The organism is Acinetobacter sp. 'aerobic (ED)' (assembly GCF_904886855.1).
In the GTDB taxonomy this organism is placed as follows: Bacteria; Pseudomonadota; Gammaproteobacteria; order Pseudomonadales; family Moraxellaceae; genus Acinetobacter; species Acinetobacter courvalinii.
Genome location: NZ_CAJHGI010000001.1, coordinates 495,861 through 512,737, shown reverse-complemented (window position 1 = coordinate 512,737; position 16,877 = coordinate 495,861). Strand labels below are relative to the sequence as shown.

At 41.4% G+C, this 16,877-nt stretch carries 17 protein-coding genes; 13 read left to right on the top strand and 4 right to left on the bottom strand.

The genetic code is table 11. The annotated features are described in order from the left end of the window. Nucleotides 1-35 precede the first annotated feature (35 nt). Nucleotides 36-1,607 carry an ATP-binding cassette domain-containing protein gene (locus JO943_RS02430; RefSeq protein WP_202739893.1) on the bottom strand — a complete coding sequence of 524 codons (1,572 nt, stop codon included), beginning with the start codon at nt 1,605-1,607 and terminating at the stop codon, nt 36-38. 614 nt (nt 1,608-2,221) lie between these two features. On the opposite strand from JO943_RS02430, the gene JO943_RS02425 reads away from it, so the two are divergent. Beyond that, nucleotides 2,222-3,265: a 3-deoxy-7-phosphoheptulonate synthase gene (locus JO943_RS02425; RefSeq protein WP_202739892.1), complete on the top strand. Its 1,044-nt coding sequence runs from the start codon at nt 2,222-2,224 to the stop codon at nt 3,263-3,265. Between the two features lie 47 nt (nt 3,266-3,312). Here JO943_RS02425 and JO943_RS02420 read toward each other — a convergent pair whose 3' ends face one another. Together JO943_RS02420 and JO943_RS02415 are read right to left on the bottom strand one after the other, a co-directional pair. Next, nucleotides 3,313-4,233 carry an alpha/beta fold hydrolase gene (locus JO943_RS02420; protein ID WP_202739891.1) on the bottom strand — a complete coding sequence of 307 codons (921 nt, stop codon included), beginning with the start codon at nt 4,231-4,233 and terminating at the stop codon, nt 3,313-3,315. After that, nucleotides 4,233-4,793, bottom strand: coding sequence for a PadR family transcriptional regulator (locus JO943_RS02415; protein WP_005230699.1), 561 nt, complete (start codon nt 4,791-4,793; stop codon nt 4,233-4,235). Before JO943_RS02415 ends, JO943_RS02420 begins: the two co-directional genes overlap by 1 nt. A 125-nt stretch (nt 4,794-4,918) precedes the next feature. On the opposite strand from JO943_RS02415, the gene JO943_RS02410 reads away from it, so the two are divergent. From JO943_RS02410 to JO943_RS02395, 4 genes are all read left to right on the top strand, one after another. Next, nucleotides 4,919-6,943, top strand: coding sequence for an NADPH-dependent 2,4-dienoyl-CoA reductase (locus JO943_RS02410; RefSeq protein ID WP_202739890.1), 2,025 nt, complete (start codon nt 4,919-4,921; stop codon nt 6,941-6,943). A gap of 68 nt (nt 6,944-7,011) precedes the next feature. Then, entirely contained in the window at nt 7,012-7,419 is a 408-nt protein-coding gene (locus tag JO943_RS02405; protein WP_005286072.1) for a nuclear transport factor 2 family protein, read from the top strand. A 39-nt stretch (nt 7,420-7,458) separates the two neighbouring features. Then, the gene (locus tag JO943_RS02400) at nt 7,459-8,178 is read left to right on the top strand and encodes an SGNH/GDSL hydrolase family protein (protein ID WP_202739889.1); all 720 of its coding nucleotides are present in this window, start codon (nt 7,459-7,461) and stop codon (nt 8,176-8,178) included. 14 nt (nt 8,179-8,192) lie between these two features. Continuing rightward, nucleotides 8,193-9,278, top strand: a complete 1,086-nt coding sequence (locus JO943_RS02395; protein ID WP_202739888.1) for a YheT family hydrolase — start codon at nt 8,193-8,195, stop codon at nt 9,276-9,278. Between the two features lie 73 nt (nt 9,279-9,351). Here the strand turns inward: JO943_RS02395 and JO943_RS02390 are convergent, their stop codons facing one another. Continuing rightward, nucleotides 9,352-9,858 (bottom strand): hypothetical protein, encoded by a 507-nt coding sequence (locus tag JO943_RS02390; protein WP_032880460.1) that lies wholly within the window; start codon nt 9,856-9,858, stop codon nt 9,352-9,354. 370 nt (nt 9,859-10,228) lie between these two features. Between JO943_RS02390 and JO943_RS02385 the strand changes: the two genes are divergently transcribed. From JO943_RS02385 to JO943_RS02350, 8 genes are all read left to right on the top strand, one after another. Further along, a complete protein-coding gene (locus JO943_RS02385) occupies nt 10,229-11,860 on the top strand; it encodes a CTP synthase (RefSeq protein WP_005230692.1) in 1,632 nt (543 codons plus the stop codon). Nucleotides 11,861-11,893: 33 nt separating this feature from the next. Then, on the top strand, nt 11,894-12,751 hold the full coding sequence (gene kdsA / locus JO943_RS02380; protein WP_202739887.1) for a 3-deoxy-8-phosphooctulonate synthase: 858 nt from the start codon (nt 11,894-11,896) through the stop codon (nt 12,749-12,751). 45 nt (nt 12,752-12,796) lie between these two features. Further along, entirely contained in the window at nt 12,797-14,086 is a 1,290-nt protein-coding gene (gene eno, locus JO943_RS02375) for a phosphopyruvate hydratase (RefSeq protein ID WP_005230688.1), read from the top strand. A 125-nt stretch (nt 14,087-14,211) separates the two neighbouring features. Continuing rightward, entirely contained in the window at nt 14,212-14,583 is a 372-nt protein-coding gene (gene ftsB / locus JO943_RS02370; RefSeq protein WP_005230686.1) for a cell division protein FtsB, read from the top strand. Then, nucleotides 14,567-15,271 (top strand): 2-C-methyl-D-erythritol 4-phosphate cytidylyltransferase, encoded by a 705-nt coding sequence (gene ispD, locus JO943_RS02365; protein WP_202739886.1) that lies wholly within the window; start codon nt 14,567-14,569, stop codon nt 15,269-15,271. Before ftsB ends, ispD begins: the two co-directional genes overlap by 17 nt. A 159-nt stretch (nt 15,272-15,430) precedes the next feature. Continuing rightward, nucleotides 15,431-15,907 (top strand): DUF6438 domain-containing protein, encoded by a 477-nt coding sequence (locus JO943_RS02360; RefSeq protein ID WP_005230682.1) that lies wholly within the window; start codon nt 15,431-15,433, stop codon nt 15,905-15,907. 133 nt (nt 15,908-16,040) lie between these two features. Beyond that, nucleotides 16,041-16,457, top strand: coding sequence for a YeeE/YedE family protein (locus JO943_RS02355; RefSeq protein ID WP_199948304.1), 417 nt, complete (start codon nt 16,041-16,043; stop codon nt 16,455-16,457). Next, nucleotides 16,457-16,876 carry a DUF6691 family protein gene (locus JO943_RS02350; RefSeq protein ID WP_202739885.1) on the top strand — a complete coding sequence of 140 codons (420 nt, stop codon included), beginning with the start codon at nt 16,457-16,459 and terminating at the stop codon, nt 16,874-16,876. Before JO943_RS02355 ends, JO943_RS02350 begins: the two co-directional genes overlap by 1 nt. Nucleotide 16,877 lies beyond the last annotated feature (1 nt).

Genomic DNA, 16,877 nt, shown 5'->3' with positions numbered 1-16,877 from the left:
AATGATCAACATGCTGATATTTAGTCCTATAAGTATTAACTTAGTAGATAGCTTGCATGGATTCCACATTCTGCAACAAAGCTTTCATCGTGCGACACCAGTATCACAGCGCCATTAAAAGAGCGGATCGCTTGGGCGAGTAACTCACGAGATTCAATATCGAGATGGTTCTCTGGTTCATCGAGAAGTAACAGCTCAACTGCTTGTTGTTTTAAACCCAATAATGCCACTTTCAAACGTTCTCCACCGCTCAATGTTGTTAAAGGGCTCAGGGCTTTCTCTCTACGGATTTGTAGGTTACCTAATAGGGTACGGGCCTGTTGTTCGGTCAGATTTGAATCTAAACCATATAGATATTCAACGGCAGATAGATTTTCATTGAGTAAAGAAAGATTCTGATCCAGATAGACAACACTGGCTTTGCAATAAATTTCTCCTGCAAGTGGCGGGATTAAGCCTTGAAGGGTTTTGAGTAAAGTGGATTTGCCCGTACCGTTTGCACCACGTAAATGCAATTTTTCACTCGCTGATAGAGCCAGATCAATCGGCTTGGTCTTTGTGTAAACTAGTTGCAATTGCTGGCAACGTAAGATTTCACCTAATTTACCCGTCGTTTGAGTAAACTCAAAAGACTGGGATTTAAAGTGTTCCAGTTGCGTTTGTTTTTGCTGCAGCTCATCTTTTGCATCTGCAAGCTGTTTGCTCTGCTGTTTGCGCAGGTGTGAAAGCGATTGCTCAGACTGTTCTTTCTTGGCATCCAATAAAATAGGAGCCTGAGAACCAGAGGCTCTTAATTTTTCACCTGTTTTTTTACGCTTTTGTGCTTTCATCTGACTCTGATGCTGTTGTTCTTTCAGCTGTTTTAACTCGCGTTTTTCTTGCTGCACTGCATTTGACAATGCTTCGACTTGTCGCTGATGCTGCTGCTGATAGAGTGCATAATTGCCACCGTAGTAATGTAGCCCCAGTTGATTCAAGGCAAAAATACCCTGCACATGAGACAGCAACTGTCGATCATGACTGATCATTAAACCGCCGGTAGGGTGTTGTGCCATTTGCTCAATCAACCATTGTCGTCCCTGAGTATCTAAATGATTACTCGGTTCATCTAGAAGAAGATAATGATCTTTAAGAAGAAATAACCGACAAAGCGCAAGCTTGGTTTTTTGGCCTTCACTCAAATGTTGAGTCGATGTATCCAGTGCAGTAGGTAATCCTGCACTTTCTAGCAGGTGTTGCCATTCGGTGGGTAAATGCCAGAGCTGTTCAACTTGATCATAATCAGAAAATGAAGCCGTACCTTGCTGAATCCGTTCAAAGCACTGATATAAATCTTCAATATCCAATGCTTGAGCAATGGTATGGGCTTGTACACGCTGAAGCTGAGCAAGATGCTGATGTGGGCATTGCCAGTTAATTTGGCCTGAATAAGCGAATTCAGGCGATTGCCCCTGAAGCAGAGACATCAATAGTGATTTACCTTGACCATTACGTCCAATCAACCCGCAAAAATGATTTAAGGGGAGCTGGAATGAGAGCTGATCAAAAATTTTGTGCTGTGCGAATTCAAGCGATAGATTTGAAACGATACATGCCTGCTGAGTCATAAGAAACCTCATAAACAGGATATGCAAAATAGAGAAATATAGATAATTTTAGGAATGTTGCTAAATGATAGATAAGTCTATTTTGCACATCAAAAATAAAAATGGATTTTGATGATAAAAATAGGACTTACTTCATTGGCGTGATCTCGTGTTGCTGTATTTTTCATCTATTCTATGAGTTAAGCGGGCAAAGGTCAAATTTCAGGATTTTGAAGTGCTGATTAAAAAAACATAAAAAATGCTTGTCAAATGCTGAAATAGTGCGTAATTTAATACTTAGACACCGTTTTTTAGATATTTGAAATAAACATGTTAAAGCATACTGTAAACACAAACGCATACTTTTATTTTTGGCAATATTAATCGTTGCCTGATGCGTTTCGGGCAGCAAAAGGGTTGCCCAACCAGTTAATACCTGATCGGCAACACCGATCAGGTTTTTTTATGCTTTAACAATCATCATTTTAGGAGAAATAGCATGTACACATTTAATTATTCATATTTTAGCAAGATCACCTGGTTTTACTTTGCAAAAAAATCAACATCGCTTAGATCACTCTTGCTCAAATAAATGAAAAGGACTGCGAAGAAGGCCAGTCCAAAGGAATTGAAAAATGAATGCTTTAAATACTGCTTTGACACAACCACAAACACACACAAAAGAATCAATGCTTAGCTTGCCATCACAACTCAAAGCGCAGTATCCCTTGTCTGCAACTTTAGCGCAGCAAATTTCAAAACATCGTCAAACGATTCAAAATATTTTATCAGGACAAGATCATCGCCTAATGGTGATTACCGGGCCTTGCTCGATTCATGATCCTGTCGCAGTACTCGAATATGCTGATCGACTGCAACAACTCCAAGAACAAGTCAAAGATCAGATTTTCCTGGTGATGCGTGCCTATATTGAAAAACCACGTACTACAGTGGGCTGGAAGGGTTTTTTATACGATCCCAATTTAGATGGATCATCAGATTTACAACTGGGCCTAGAAAGGTCGCGTGCGCTTTATTTGCAACTGGTGGAAAAAGGCTTGCCGATTGCCAGTGAAATCTTAAGTCCAATGGCTACAGGTTATTTTGATGACTTGCTGGCTTGGGGTGCAATTGGTGCGCGTACCAGCGAATCACAAATTCACCGTGAAATTGCTAGCCACATGCCATACAGCATTGGTTTTAAAAATGGCACCGATGGCTCGATCCAGATCGCCTTAGATGCGATTCAGTCTGCCATGAATGGGCATCAATTCCTCGGTATGACCCAACAAGGTCTGCCTGCGATTCTGCATAGTGCAGGTAATCCATTGCCACATCTGATTTTACGTGGTTCAAATCATGGTACCAATTATGATCTGGCATCAATTCATGCAATGCATTTCAAACATAAGCATTTGCCAGCATTGGTGATTGATTGTAGTCATGGTAATAGTGCTAAAGATCCGCTAAAACAACCCCAAGTCTTGCAGCAAATCATTGCAGAGCGTGCTGAATCGAAAGTACGTGGTGTGATGATTGAGAGTCATCTGGTGGATGGTAATCAAAAAATTTCCTGTGATATGACGTATGGTCAGTCAGTTACTGATGGTTGTCTGGGTTGGGATAAAACAGCACAGGCTTTGCTGGATGTGGCTGAACAAATGCGACATAAAAACTAAAGCTAAAAAAGCCAGTCATCAGACTGGTTTTTTTTATTCAGCTTAATTTAAGCGGCCTGAATGGAATGAGCCGCAAGAAAATGACCAATTTCCTGACTAAACTTTCTTGGTTCAGTAATCAGAGGTGTATGCCCAGAGCGTTCGAAATAAACTGCTGTCGCATTTGACAAGCTCTCTGCGATCAGGGTTTGTCCCACTTCAGGGTACAGGGTAGATTCACGACCAATAAAGAAGGTGGTCGGGCAATTTAACTGGCGAATTGCATCGCGATAATCTTCATCATGGTTAAGATAGTTTTCTACATACCAAAGCAAGTAATCCAGACGTTGAATCGGGAGTAAATACTTTTGTAGGAAAGGACGATTGAGCGCCAGTTTGAAAATTTTCGGACTATAGTTATTACTGCCTTGTAGCTCAATAAAGGCGCCCCATAAGCTCACTAGCTTATAGCGAATATCATTCGGTAAATCTTCAAGCTTCTGTGCGTATTTATACTCCAGCAACAAGGTTTGAATATCGAGCAGGAGGCTTTTAAATTGCGGATGCTTTTCACCAAATAAGCCATATTGCCAAGAGTCATCGACAGAGATCTTTGGCGTTTGGTCAATATGTAAATATGCTTTGAGTTTCTTGGCCAAATTACTATGCTTCATGCCATGCATGGCTGTGGTCGCCCCCATGGAATAGCCCATCAGGATGAACTGATCCAGTTTTAATTGCTCAATGAGACTATTTACATCATTCCAGTGGCTCGAAATTGCATCCAGATCCGGAATCGCACAATGTTTTGAACCGCCAAAACCGCGCCAGTCTGGAATGATAAATTCATATTGTTTGCGATTGGCAAATAAGAAAGGCAGCCATTGCCAGCTTTGCATGCCCAGACCTGACAACACCAGCACAGGTTCACCTTCACCGACACGTCGTACAAATAATTTTTCCTGATCCGGCATGCTATAAAATGGCATTATTGTTCTCCAGTCTCGTTTGCTTCCTCAAACTTTCTCAATTGAGGGATCATCTGTTCCAACCATTTTATCCATTCACTTTCTGTAATGATACCAAGTTCAAGAATCATTTTATGGATGAACAGTACACGGTTGGTGGGTTCGCTATTGTCAAAATCTTTAGCATGAATGGCTTGATAAAGGCTTAATTTTTCCTTATGAAGCGATAGATGGCGTTCCAGCTCCGGCAAAATGCTATTGCCGCCCAGTTGAGCTTCAGCCCTTAACCTGACCATAAGATCATCGCGTAATTGTGCAGGTTCGCTTTGCTGTTCAATCCATGCAGCCAGTTGTATTCTACCCAGTTGTTCCACTTGATAGGTCTTTTTTCGGCTATTTGCAGCTTGTTCTTCTAATGTCGAAATCCATCCTTTTTTCAGCATACCATTGAGTTCACGATAGATTTGCTGATGAGTCGCATTCCAAAAGAAGCCCATTGAACGGTCAAAGCGACGAGCCAATTCAAAACCTGTGCTTGGCTTCTCTAATAGGCTGGTCAATAAAACATGGGCGAGTGACATGATGTTCCATAATAAAAAAATGACTCATCAGAATTATGCAATATGTTGCATAAAAATCAAATCTTGTTTATAACTTTATGCAACAAGTTGCATTAGCAAGCAGAATGCGAGCCAAAGGAGAAAACATGTCAGCTTATCCACATTTATTAAAGCCACTTGATTTAGGCTTTACCACTTTAAAAAACCGTGTGCTTATGGGGTCTATGCATGTTGGCCTGGAAGAAGCACCTCAAGGTTATGAGCGTATGGCTGCATTCTATGCGGAACGTGCCAAAGGGGATGTTGGATTAATTGTCACTGGTGGAATCTCGCCAAACGATGCTGGCCTGACTTTCGCGCATGCGTCTAAGCTCGATAGTATTGCCGAAGCAGACAAACATAAAGTGATTACCCAGGCTGTGCATGAAGCGGGCGGTAAGATTGCCATGCAGATTTTGCATACTGGCCGTTATTCTTATCAGCCTGAGATTGTGGCACCATCTGCGATTCAGGCGCCAATTAACCCGATTAAACCCAAAGCCCTCACTTCAGCCGAAGTGCAGCAAACGATTGATGACTTTGCCAACTGCGCCAAGCTTGCACAATATGCAGGCTATGATGGGGTTGAAATCATGGGCTCGGAAGGTTATCTGATCAATGAATTTATTGCGGCCCGTACCAACCATCGTGATGACGAATGGGGCGGTAGCTATGAAAACCGTATTCGTTTCCCGATTGAAATCGTAAAGCGGACCCGTGCGTTGGTTGGTGAGAACTTCATCATTATTTATCGCTTGTCGATGCTGGATCTGGTTGAAGGTGGTTCAACGCTGGAAGAAGTGATTCAACTGGCAAAAGAAATTGAAAAAGCCGGTGCAACCATTATCAATACAGGGATTGGCTGGCACGAAGCGCGTATTCCCACCATTGCAACCAAAGTACCGCGTGCAGCATTTACATGGGTGACTGAAAAGCTCAAAGGTGAAGTTTCAGTTCCTTTGATTACTTCAAACCGTATCAATACGCCTGAAATGGCGGAACATGTATTGGCCTCTGGTCATGCCGATATGGTGTCTATGGCACGTCCAATGCTGGCCGATCCTGAGTTTGTATTGAAGGCCAGTGAAGGTCGTAGCGATGAGATCAATACCTGTATCGGTTGTAACCAAGCCTGTTTAGATCATATCTTCTCTATGAAGATTGCGACATGTTTAGTCAACCCGCGTGCGTGTTATGAAACAGAACTAATTTTTAAAGAAACCCATGCAGTCAAAAATATTGCCGTGATTGGTGCTGGTCCAGCAGGTTTGAGCTTTGCGGTGTATGCGGCTAGTCGTGGTCATAAAGTGAAAGTCTTTGATGCCAGCAACCAGATTGGTGGTCAATTCAATATCGCCAAAACTATTCCGGGTAAAGAAGAATTCTACGAGACATTACGCTATTTCAAACGCCAGATTGAATTACAGCCGAATATTGAGTTGGTACTGAATCATACGGCCACTTATGAAGAGCTAAGCCAGGCCAACTATGATGATATCGTGGTTGCAACAGGTGTGACTCCACGTCAATTACAATTCGAAGGTATTGATCATCCTAAAGTGTTGAGCTATATCCAGGTCTTAAAAGAGCGCGTACCTGTTGGTAAGCGTGTTGCCATTATTGGTGCGGGGGGTATTGGTTTTGATACTGCAGAATACTTAACCCACGAAGGGGATAGTGGCAGCTTAAACCCTGAAAAGTTCTATGCAGAGTGGGGAATTGACACAACTTACCAGCATGTCGGCGGATTAAAAGCAGCTGAGTTGGAAAAGTCAGAACGTGAAATTTACTTATTACAACGTAAGACAGCATCTGTTGGCGCTGGTTTAGGTAAAACTACGGGCTGGATTCACCGTACGGGCTTAAAACATCGTGATGTGAAAATGATTGCAGGAGCAAGCTACGACAAGGTTGACGAACAAGGTCTACATATTACCGTCGATGGTCAGAGCAGGGTACTTGAAGTGGATAATGTGGTGATTTGTGCGGGTCAGGAATCTTATACTGCAATGTTCGATCAACTTAAAGCCGATGGTAAAAATGTTCATCTGATTGGGGGCGCGAAAGAAGCAGGTGAGCTGGATGCCAAACGTGCAATTCGTCAAGGTGCTGAATTAGCAGCCGTTTTATAAGGTGGAAATGAGCATTTTCTCCTGAGAGGAAGTGCTCATTAACTTTTAGATATGAAGGAAAAATAACAATGACACTTGAAACAACAAAACAAGCCTTAGCAATCTGGCATGACATGATCAAAGCTGGCGATTTGTCTGCGTTGAATGACTTGCTCGCAGAAGATGTGGTATTTCGCTCACCGGTTGCTTATAAACCTTATGAAGGCAAACATGTGGTCTTTTTTATTTTGACCAATGTGATTCAGGTATTTGAGAACTTCACTTATCACCGTGAATTTTATACTGAAGATGGTGAGAATGTAGTGCTGGAATTTAGTGCCAATGTCAGCGGGAAATCGCTCAAGGGCATTGATATGATTCGTTTTAATGCGCAAGGAAAAATCATTGATTTTGAAGTCATGATCCGTCCGATGAGTGGTTTGGCAGCATTGGCAGAAAAGATGGGCGCAAGATTTGCCAAGTATCAACCCAACTAAAGCGCTAAAAATAGCCTAAGTAACATAAAGAGATTTAAAATGTGGTTAAAACTTTCAACTTTGGCTTTATTGCCTGTATTACTCATTCAGGGTACGAAAGTTCGTAAAAATACACCACGACTTTTAGAGGCCGATGGCGCGCGCGAAGGTATTATTGGCCAAGGCAAGCCATTGTCTCTGCTGATTCTCGGAGATTCAGCCGCTGCTGGCGTGGGAGTGGAAACCCAACAGCAGGCTTTATCGGGCGCCATCATTTCCGAGTTGCAAAATGAATATCGCTTACAATGGAAACTGCAAGCAAAAACAGGCGATACCACTGCACAAGTTTACCAAACAGTACAACAGTTAGATCAGCAATGTTATGATGTAATCGTCACCTCAATGGGTGTCAATGACGTCACCAAACTGACTTCGGCAAAGTCTTGGTTGAAACAGCAAAAACAACTTTTTAGTTATATCCAACAACAGTTTCAGCCCAAGCTTATTATTGTGTCTGGTGTACCACCGATGCAGCATTTTCCAGCCTTGCCGAATCCTTTGGCCTGGTTATTTGGACAATATGCAGAACAGATGAATCAAGTATTACAACAATGGCTGGCGCCGCAGCCACAATTTCATTTCATTCAATATGATGTAGAAACTTTTCAGGCGATGAATCTGCCAATGGCCAGCGATGGTTTTCATCCTGGCAAAGAAATTTATGCCATCTGGGGACAACAGGTTGCTACTTTAGTGCGACAAACATTTACTCATCATTAGAGGCGGTACTAGATATGGGTATATCAGCTTTAGATAAAATCAAAGTTTTAGGTTCAGAACTTTTTGATACAGTGCTCGGTGCCGAACAACCGAAAATGTATTATGACCCTAAAGGGAAAATTAAAGATGTTCTGGAAAAATTACCGCAATTAAAGCAAAAATATCGTCCAACACCGTGGCTGAGCAATACCCATCTCCATCTTCTGTATTTTGATGTGATTCGTAAAAAGATGGTCAAACTTGAATATGATCGAATCGAGCAATTGCACATGCAGGATGGTGGGGTAACGGCAATTGCATGGTATGGCTATGATTTACCGGCAGATACGCCGACGGTTGTGATCATGCATACCATTACTGGGACACCTGAGAGTATGCGCGAACTGGTCAAAGACTTGCATGAATATACCGGATGGAGAATTGCGCTGTGTTTGCGCCGTGGTCATGCGGGGTTACCGATGCCTGTGCCACGCATTTCACTATTTGGTTCGACCAGTGATTTAAAAGAGCAACTGGCGCATATTCAAAGCTTGTTTCCGGACTCAGACTTATATGCCGTTGGTTCTTCTGCGGGTACCGGTTTGTTAGTGCGCTATCTAGGTGAACAAGGTGCAGATACACCGTTCAAAGCTGCATTTGCAATGTGTCCAGGCTATAACACAGAAATTGGCTTTAAGAATGTCCATCCGTTTTATAGCAAGATGATGACCAAGAAGCTGTTTAAATACTTCATTTATCCCTATCAGAACACATGGACACAGCTTGCATCTATAGAAAAAGTGCTTGCCACAACCAGCCTGGAAGAGTTTGAGAAAGAATATTTTGAAATGGCAGGATTTCAGGATTATCAAAGTTATTGTCAGGCCATCAACCCGATCTATGTATTTGAAAATGTCAAAATTCCATTGATGATTTTGAATGCCGAAGATGATCCAGTATGCTCAATCAAGAATCTGGAGCCGTATAAAGAAGCCATTCAGCAGATGGAAAATATAGCAGTAGTCACGACCAAGAAGGGCAGCCACTGCGGTTTTTATGAAACGTTGAGTGTGAAATCCTGGGCTTCACGTTTGATGGCTGACTTCTTTAAGAACTATTAATGTTATAGAGATAAAAAAGCCATGAGCTGCAATTGAGTCAGCTCATGGCTTTTTACAGCAAGCGATTAAAACATTAGTTGTTTAATGCAGGCGTAGCAGCAGCAATCGCGGCGGCAACAGCATCATCTTCACTTTGAGCTGGTGTAGATGATTTTGGAGCTTTTGCCGTTGGTTCAGCTTTAGGCTGCTCTACTTTCGCTGGTTTTGGTTCAGCTTTTACAGATTGCTCAGCTTTAGGCTGTTCTGTCTTAGCCGGTTTTGGTTGTTCAGTACGTGGCGTCTCGGTTGCAGCAGGTGTTTCAGTCTGAGCAGGGCGGATTTCACGACGAATTTCAGTGGTGGTATTTTCAGTTTGTTCACGCGTTGTTTCAACAGCAGCCGCAGGAGCTTCTTGCTTATCAACACTTTCTAGCGATTCAAACTCCTGAATTTTTTCAGGTTCAGGTTGTGGCTGAGTTTGAGTTTCAGTCGTGGTCTGGTCTTGCTGCTCTTCGTTTTTAGGTTCTTCTTTTTTCACGCACGCAGTTAATAAAAGACCAGTCGCCAGTGCTGCACAAATTAAAAGTTTTTTATTTGCCATTGCTAAAACAACATATTGAATAAGGACAGCCGCAATTATAACAGTAAAAGTAAGTGAAGAAATCCCCATGCTTTGTTGAGTTTGTTTATATTTTATAATTGCTTGCAAATTGTCGTCAGCCGAATGGTTCATTTGTAGGAATTGAAAAACAGATTTTTAACGGCGTTGAGGACAAATTTGCACGATGAAACGTAATTTAAGGATGAAAAATCGACAAATCCCGTAAATTTTTATCGAAAATGCTGATAGAATAACCAGTTGTTTATAGTTCTTTGAATTGATGCGGTTTGACTTTGCTTTATAGGGGCAGAGTACAGTAAAATTGCCCAACATTGTAGGCCGATTTCGGCTCGATTGTACGAGAAACTCAATGACCCATTTTATTTTTGTCACTGGTGGTGTGGTTTCATCACTAGGTAAAGGTATTTCTGCTGCTTCTGTTGCTGCACTTTTGGAAGCTCGTGGCTTAAAAGTCACTATGGTAAAAATGGATCCATACATTAATGTCGATCCAGGTACCATGAGTCCATTTCAGCATGGTGAAGTTTTCGTCACAGAGGATGGTGCTGAAACTGACTTAGATTTGGGATATTACGAACGTTTCTTACGTCGTGCGAAAATGACCAAACTGAATAACTTTACCAGCGGTCGTGTATATCAGGACGTTTTAAACAAAGAACGTCGTGGTGACTACCTTGGTGGTACGGTTCAAGTTATTCCACATATTACCGATAACATTAAAGAACGCGTACTTCGCGCAGGTGAAGGGTACGACGTTGCAATCGTTGAGATTGGTGGGACTGTTGGTGATATCGAATCACTTCCATTTATGGAATCAGTCCGTCAGCTTATGGTTGAGTTGGGTCATAAACGCACAATGCTGATGCATTTGACCTTGTTACCATATATCAAATCTGCTGCGGAATTGAAAACCAAGCCAACCCAGCATTCTGTGAAAGAACTTCTTTCAATCGGTATTCAGCCAGATATCCTGATCTGCCGTACTGAATACGACGTCGATGTTGATACGAAACGTAAAATTGCATTGTTCACCAATGTTGAAGCGCGTGCCGTTGTGGTATGTAAAGATGCTAAAACCATTTATCAAATTCCACGTACATTCTACGAACAGAATGTTGATGACTTGATTTGCGAACGTTTTGGTTTCAATGATCTTCCAGAAGCAAATCTTGAAGATTGGGATAATGTGGTTGAAGCATTACTGAACCCAGAATATACCGTACGTGTTGCAATGGTCGGTAAATATGTAGAACTTCCAGATGCTTATAAATCTGTAAACGAAGCACTTCTACATGCAGGTATCCAGAACCGCGTTAAAGTTCAGATTGATTATGTCAATGCTGAAGAGCTTGAACAGCAAGACATTAGTGTTTTAAGTACAGCTGATGCGATCTTGGTCCCTGGTGGTTTTGGTGAGCGCGGTACTGAAGGCAAAATGAAAGCCATTCAGTATGCACGTGAAAACAAGATTCCATTCCTTGGCATCTGTTTAGGTATGCAATTGGCCGTGATTGAATATGCACGTAACGTTGCAGCGATGCCAGAAGCAAGTTCAACTGAATTTAACCGTTCAACTAAATATCCACTCATTGGTTTAATCACTGAATGGTTAGATGAACGTGGTGAATTACAGCAACGTAGCCTTGAGTCTGACTTGGGCGGTACCATGCGTTTAGGTGCACAAAAATCAGAACTGGTTGAAGGCACTAAAACACGTGAAGTCTATGGCAAAGCTGAAATTACTGAACGTCATCGCCATCGTTATGAAATGAACGATCGTTTTATCCCGGCACTTGAACAAGCTGGTATGAAAATTTCAGGTTATTCATCAGTACAACATTTAGTTGAAACTGTAGAAATTCCTGAACATCCTTGGTTTATTGCTGTACAATTCCACCCGGAATTTACAAGTTCACCACGTGATGGACACCCATTATTTGCTAGTTTTATCGGGGCTGCTAAAAATCAGCACCAAAAGTAAATACTGAGTTTTAAATAAACTGGGATAGTTTAAATGTCACAATTAAAACCACAAGAAGTTGTACGTTTAGGCGATATACAAATGGCAAATCATTTGCCATTTGTATTATTTGGCGGAATGAACGTACTTGAATCGAAAGATTTAGCATTTGAAATTGCTGAAACGTATGTTGATATTTGCAATCGCTTAGATATTCCTTACGTGTTCAAGGCAAGCTTTGACAAGGCAAATCGTTCGAGCTTGAATTCATTCCGTGGCCCCGGTCTGGAAAAGGGCATCGAATGGTTGGCAGATATTAAAAAGCATTTTAATGTGCCAATCATTACCGATGTCCATGAACCTTACCAGGCAGCGCCTGTTGCTGAAGTTGCAGACATTATCCAGCTTCCTGCCTTCCTTAGTCGTCAGACTGACCTTGTTGAAGCAATGGCAAAAACCCAAGCCATTATCAATATCAAAAAAGCACAGTTCTTAGCGCCACATGAAATGCGTCATATCTTGCATAAATGTCTGGAAGCCGGGAATGACAAACTCATTCTTTGTGAACGTGGCTCTGCATTTGGCTACAACAACCTGATTGTAGATATGCTTGGCTTTGACACCATGAAAGAAATGAATGTGCCAGTATTCTTTGATGTAACCCATGCTTTACAAACACCAGGCGGACGTGCTGATTCTGCGGGTGGCCGTCGTGCGCAAATCACAACCTTAGCACGTTCGGGTATGGCAACCGGTTTAGCAGGTTTATTCCTGGAAGCGCATCCGGAACCGGAAATTGCAAAATGTGATGGACCATGTGCATTGCGTTTATCTCAGCTTGAGCCATTCTTGGCACAATTAAAAGAATTGGATACTTTAGTTAAAGGATTCAAAAAGTTAGACACCCACTGATGCAATAATCTGCATCTTGTTTTTCATTCAACAGAGGAATTGTTCATGAGCCAAATCGTTGACATCCGTGCACGTGAAATTTTGGACTCTCGTGGTAACCCAACCATCGAAGCAGACGTTATTTTAGAATCTGGTGTTGTTGGTCGTGCATGTGCACCATCTGGTGCTTCAACTGGTTCTCGTGAAGCTTTAGAACTTCGTGATGGCGATAAAGCACGTTATTTGGGTAAAGGTGTTAAAACTGCGGTTAATAACGTAAATACGATTATCCGTGACGCTTTAGTGGGCAAATCAGTATTTGAACAAAAAGACATCGATAATACGATGATCGAACTTGATGGTACTGAAAACAAAGAAAAATTAGGTGCTAACGCAACTTTAGCTGTGTCATTGGCTGCTGCTCGCGCTGCTGCTGAAGAAAAGAAAATTCCTCTTTTCCAATACATCGCAGATCTTCGTGGTCAAACGACTTTGACGATGCCTGTACCAATGATGAATATCATCAATGGTGGTTCGCATGCAGACAACAATGTTGATATTCAAGAGTTCATGATTGAGCCTGTGGGTTTCACATCATTTGCTGAAGCATTACGTGCAGGTGCAGAAATCTTCCATTCGCTTAAATCAGTTTTAAACAAAAAAGGTTTAAACACTGCTGTAGGTGATGAAGGTGGTTTTGCGCCAAACTTGCGTTCAAACGAAGAAGCAATCACTGTTATTCTTGAAGCGATTGGTCAAACGGGTTACAAAGCTGGTTCTGATATCATGCTGGCACTTGACTGTGCTTCTTCAGAATTCTACAAAAATGGTCAATATGTCCTTGCGGGGGAAGGCAATAAAGCATTCACAAGCAACCAGTTCTCTGATTATTTAGCTGGTCTTGTAAACCAGTACCCAATCATTTCGATTGAAGATGGTCTGGATGAATCTGACTGGGAAGGCTGGAGCTACTTAACATCAATCCTGGGTGACAAAATCCAGTTGGTTGGTGACGATTTATTCGTAACCAATCCTAAGATTTTACAACGTGGTATTAATGAGAAAGTCGGTAATTCGATTCTGATCAAATACAACCAGATTGGTACATTGACTGAAACTTTAGATGCAATCTACCTTGCGAAAGCAAATGGCTATAGCACTGTAATTTCACACCGTTCAGGTGAAACTGAAGATTCAACAATTGCTGACTTGGCAGTTGGTACAGCAGCGGGTCAAATCAAGACTGGTTCTCTCTGCCGTTCTGACCGTGTCGCGAAATATAACCAATTGCTTCGTATTGAAGAGTTAACGAAAGCAGCTTACCGCGGTAAAGCTGAATTCAAAGGTCTAAAATAAGGTCAAATAATCTATGTTGAAAACTTCTGATCATCTTTCTTTACAAAAGAGAGAAACTCTGCAAATTCATAATCCTATAGAATTCGCAGATGATCTTCCTTTCAGAAGGATGTAGGGGCTTTTTCATGTTAGAGATATTTCGATCGACCTCGAGTAAATTGATTCTGTTGCTTGCAGTCGTTTTGGTTGCAAGCTTACAGTACCAATTCTGGTTAGGTGAGGGTGGTTATTTCCCTCACCAAGCCTTAACTCAGCAAATTAGTCAGCAAGCTGAAATTAATACTGAGTTAAAAGAACGTAACCGTATTTTGGCAGCCGAAGTATTTGATTTGAAAAATGGCAGCGAAGCGATTGAAGAGCATGCCCGTCTAGACTTAGGTTTAATTAAGCCAAATGAAACCTTTGTACAAATGAGTACAATTAGTACCCATTACAAACCGATTTATATTGATCCAAACGCAAAAGAAGATACGGCAACCAATGAAAACCCAGACTAAGCTGTGGGCGGTTGTACCAGCAGCGGGATCGGGCAGTCGTTTTTCCAAAACCGAATTAAAACAATATCAGTATATTCAAAATCATACTGTGCTTGAGCATACCGTTAATCGCCTTCATACACTTGATCTGGCCGGATGTGTACTGGCCATTGGTGAGCAAGATCATTTTGCCGCGACACTAGCATTTCTACATAAAGATAAACTGCATTTTTGTGAAGGTGGTGCAGAGCGTGTGCATTCTGTTTTAAATGCTTTGATGTATTTATCTAAAATCGCAGATGAAAATGACTGGGTACTGGTTCATGATGCGGCACGTCCGTGTGTAACGACAGATTGTTTAACCCGTCTGGTTGAATCTGCACAGCATTCAAATCAAAGTTCAATTCTGGCCATTCCTGTTCGTGATACCTTAAAGCAGGTTGCACAGCAAAATCTGATTGATAAAACGGTAAGCCGTGAACTGTTATGGCAAGCCCAAACTCCGCAAATGGCGAGATTGGGGGCACTAAAAAATGCTATTGAGCAGGCCTTGGCTGATCATATTGTGATAACAGATGAAGCCAGTGCTTTGGAATATACACAGCAACCTGTGCAAGTGGTACAGGGAAGATCGGATAATATTAAAATCACCTATGCCGATGATCTGGAACTAGCACGACTGATTCTACAATCTCAAAACCCATCTTAGATTTTAATTTTTTTAGCTAAAAGGCAGAGTTAAGATGCTCTTTTTATAAATAGCCTAAGTAAACTTAAGTGAAGTTTACTGTTTTTTTACATTAACCTAAATGACAAAAAACTGACGATTTGTTAAATTTGAATAACATACTTAACAATGGATCAATAAATGAAAAAATTATTACTTGCGGGCCTTTTTACTTTTTCTTTAGTGGGCTGTGCAACGACTCCTCAACAACCACAAGAGACTGCTCAAGAAACGATTCGTTATTCTACCAGTCCATGCTTTGGCGCATGTCCAATCTATTCTGTTGAGATTACTCCTGAAGGCGCTGTTCATTTTGATGGTAAACAGTATACCAAGGTGACTGGAACTCAGGATTTAAAAGTTGATCCTTCTGTTTATAAAAAGCTTCAGCAAGAGCTTCAAACTTATCGTCCTGCCACAGGTGCAAGTGTTAAAACCACCGGTTGTGCAGAAACTGCAACTGACCAGCAAAGTGCATATTTTGCATGGAAACAAGCGGACGGTACGGTAACAAAGCTGAGCCATTACACCGGCTGTATTTCACCGGCAAATGCTGAGTTGAACAAAGTAATTGAAAAATTACCTAAATTAATCGGTATTGAAGACTTAGTACGTTAAGCTGGTTTTTGGCTTAATTAAAAGGCTTGATTACTTAAAGTAGTTAAGCCTTTTTTTATAAAGTAAATTAATTGCTTTAATTAATTTCATAAATAATATATTATAAAAACATATAATGATTTTATGGTGACGCATGTCTGGCATTGTCTTGGCGCTCCTTGGTGGGGCTCTTATTGGTCTGGCTGTTGTTGGCTATTTGTATGTAAATGGCCGAATTGCTGGCATCAGTGGTTTAATTTCACAAATTTTGCATCCTCAATCTTTTGTCGGAAGTTCTGCTTTCTGGTTTTTACTGGGACTCATGAGTACACCTTTCATTTATCAACTATTTTTAAAACCAGAGATTGATTTGAATTCTTCTCCTGTTGTGTTGATGGTAGCAGGTTTACTGGTGGGCTTTGGTACACGTTTAGGTTCCGGTTGTACCAGCGGTCATGGAATTTGTGGAATTAGCCGTTTATCTCTGCGTTCAATGATTGCAACTATGACCTTTATGTTGGCAGGAATGTTAACTGTTTATGTCTTACGCCATCTATTCGGAGCAATATAATGAAAAACTTATTTGCCTTTATCTTTGGCAGTATATTTGCATTAGGTTTGATTGTTTCCGGCATGTCTAATCCAGCAAAAGTATTAAGTTTTTTAGATATCTTTGGTGATTGGGATATCAGTTTAATGTTTGTAATGATTGGTGCAATTGCTGTGGCATTCATTCCCTTTCAAAAAGCAATCCGTCATCCTAGAACAATCTCGGGCGAAACCATCGCCTTACCTCAAAATCGCCAGCTTGATAAAAAGCTTATTGTCGGCGCTGTACTATTTGGAATCGGCTGGGGAATTGCAGGGATCTGCCCGGCACCCGCGATCACCTTGATCGGGCTGGGTTATACCCAAATCTGGTATTTCATTATTGCCATGTTAATCGGTATGTCTATTCATCAGCTTTGGGCTAAATCGCGAGGAGAGTAGC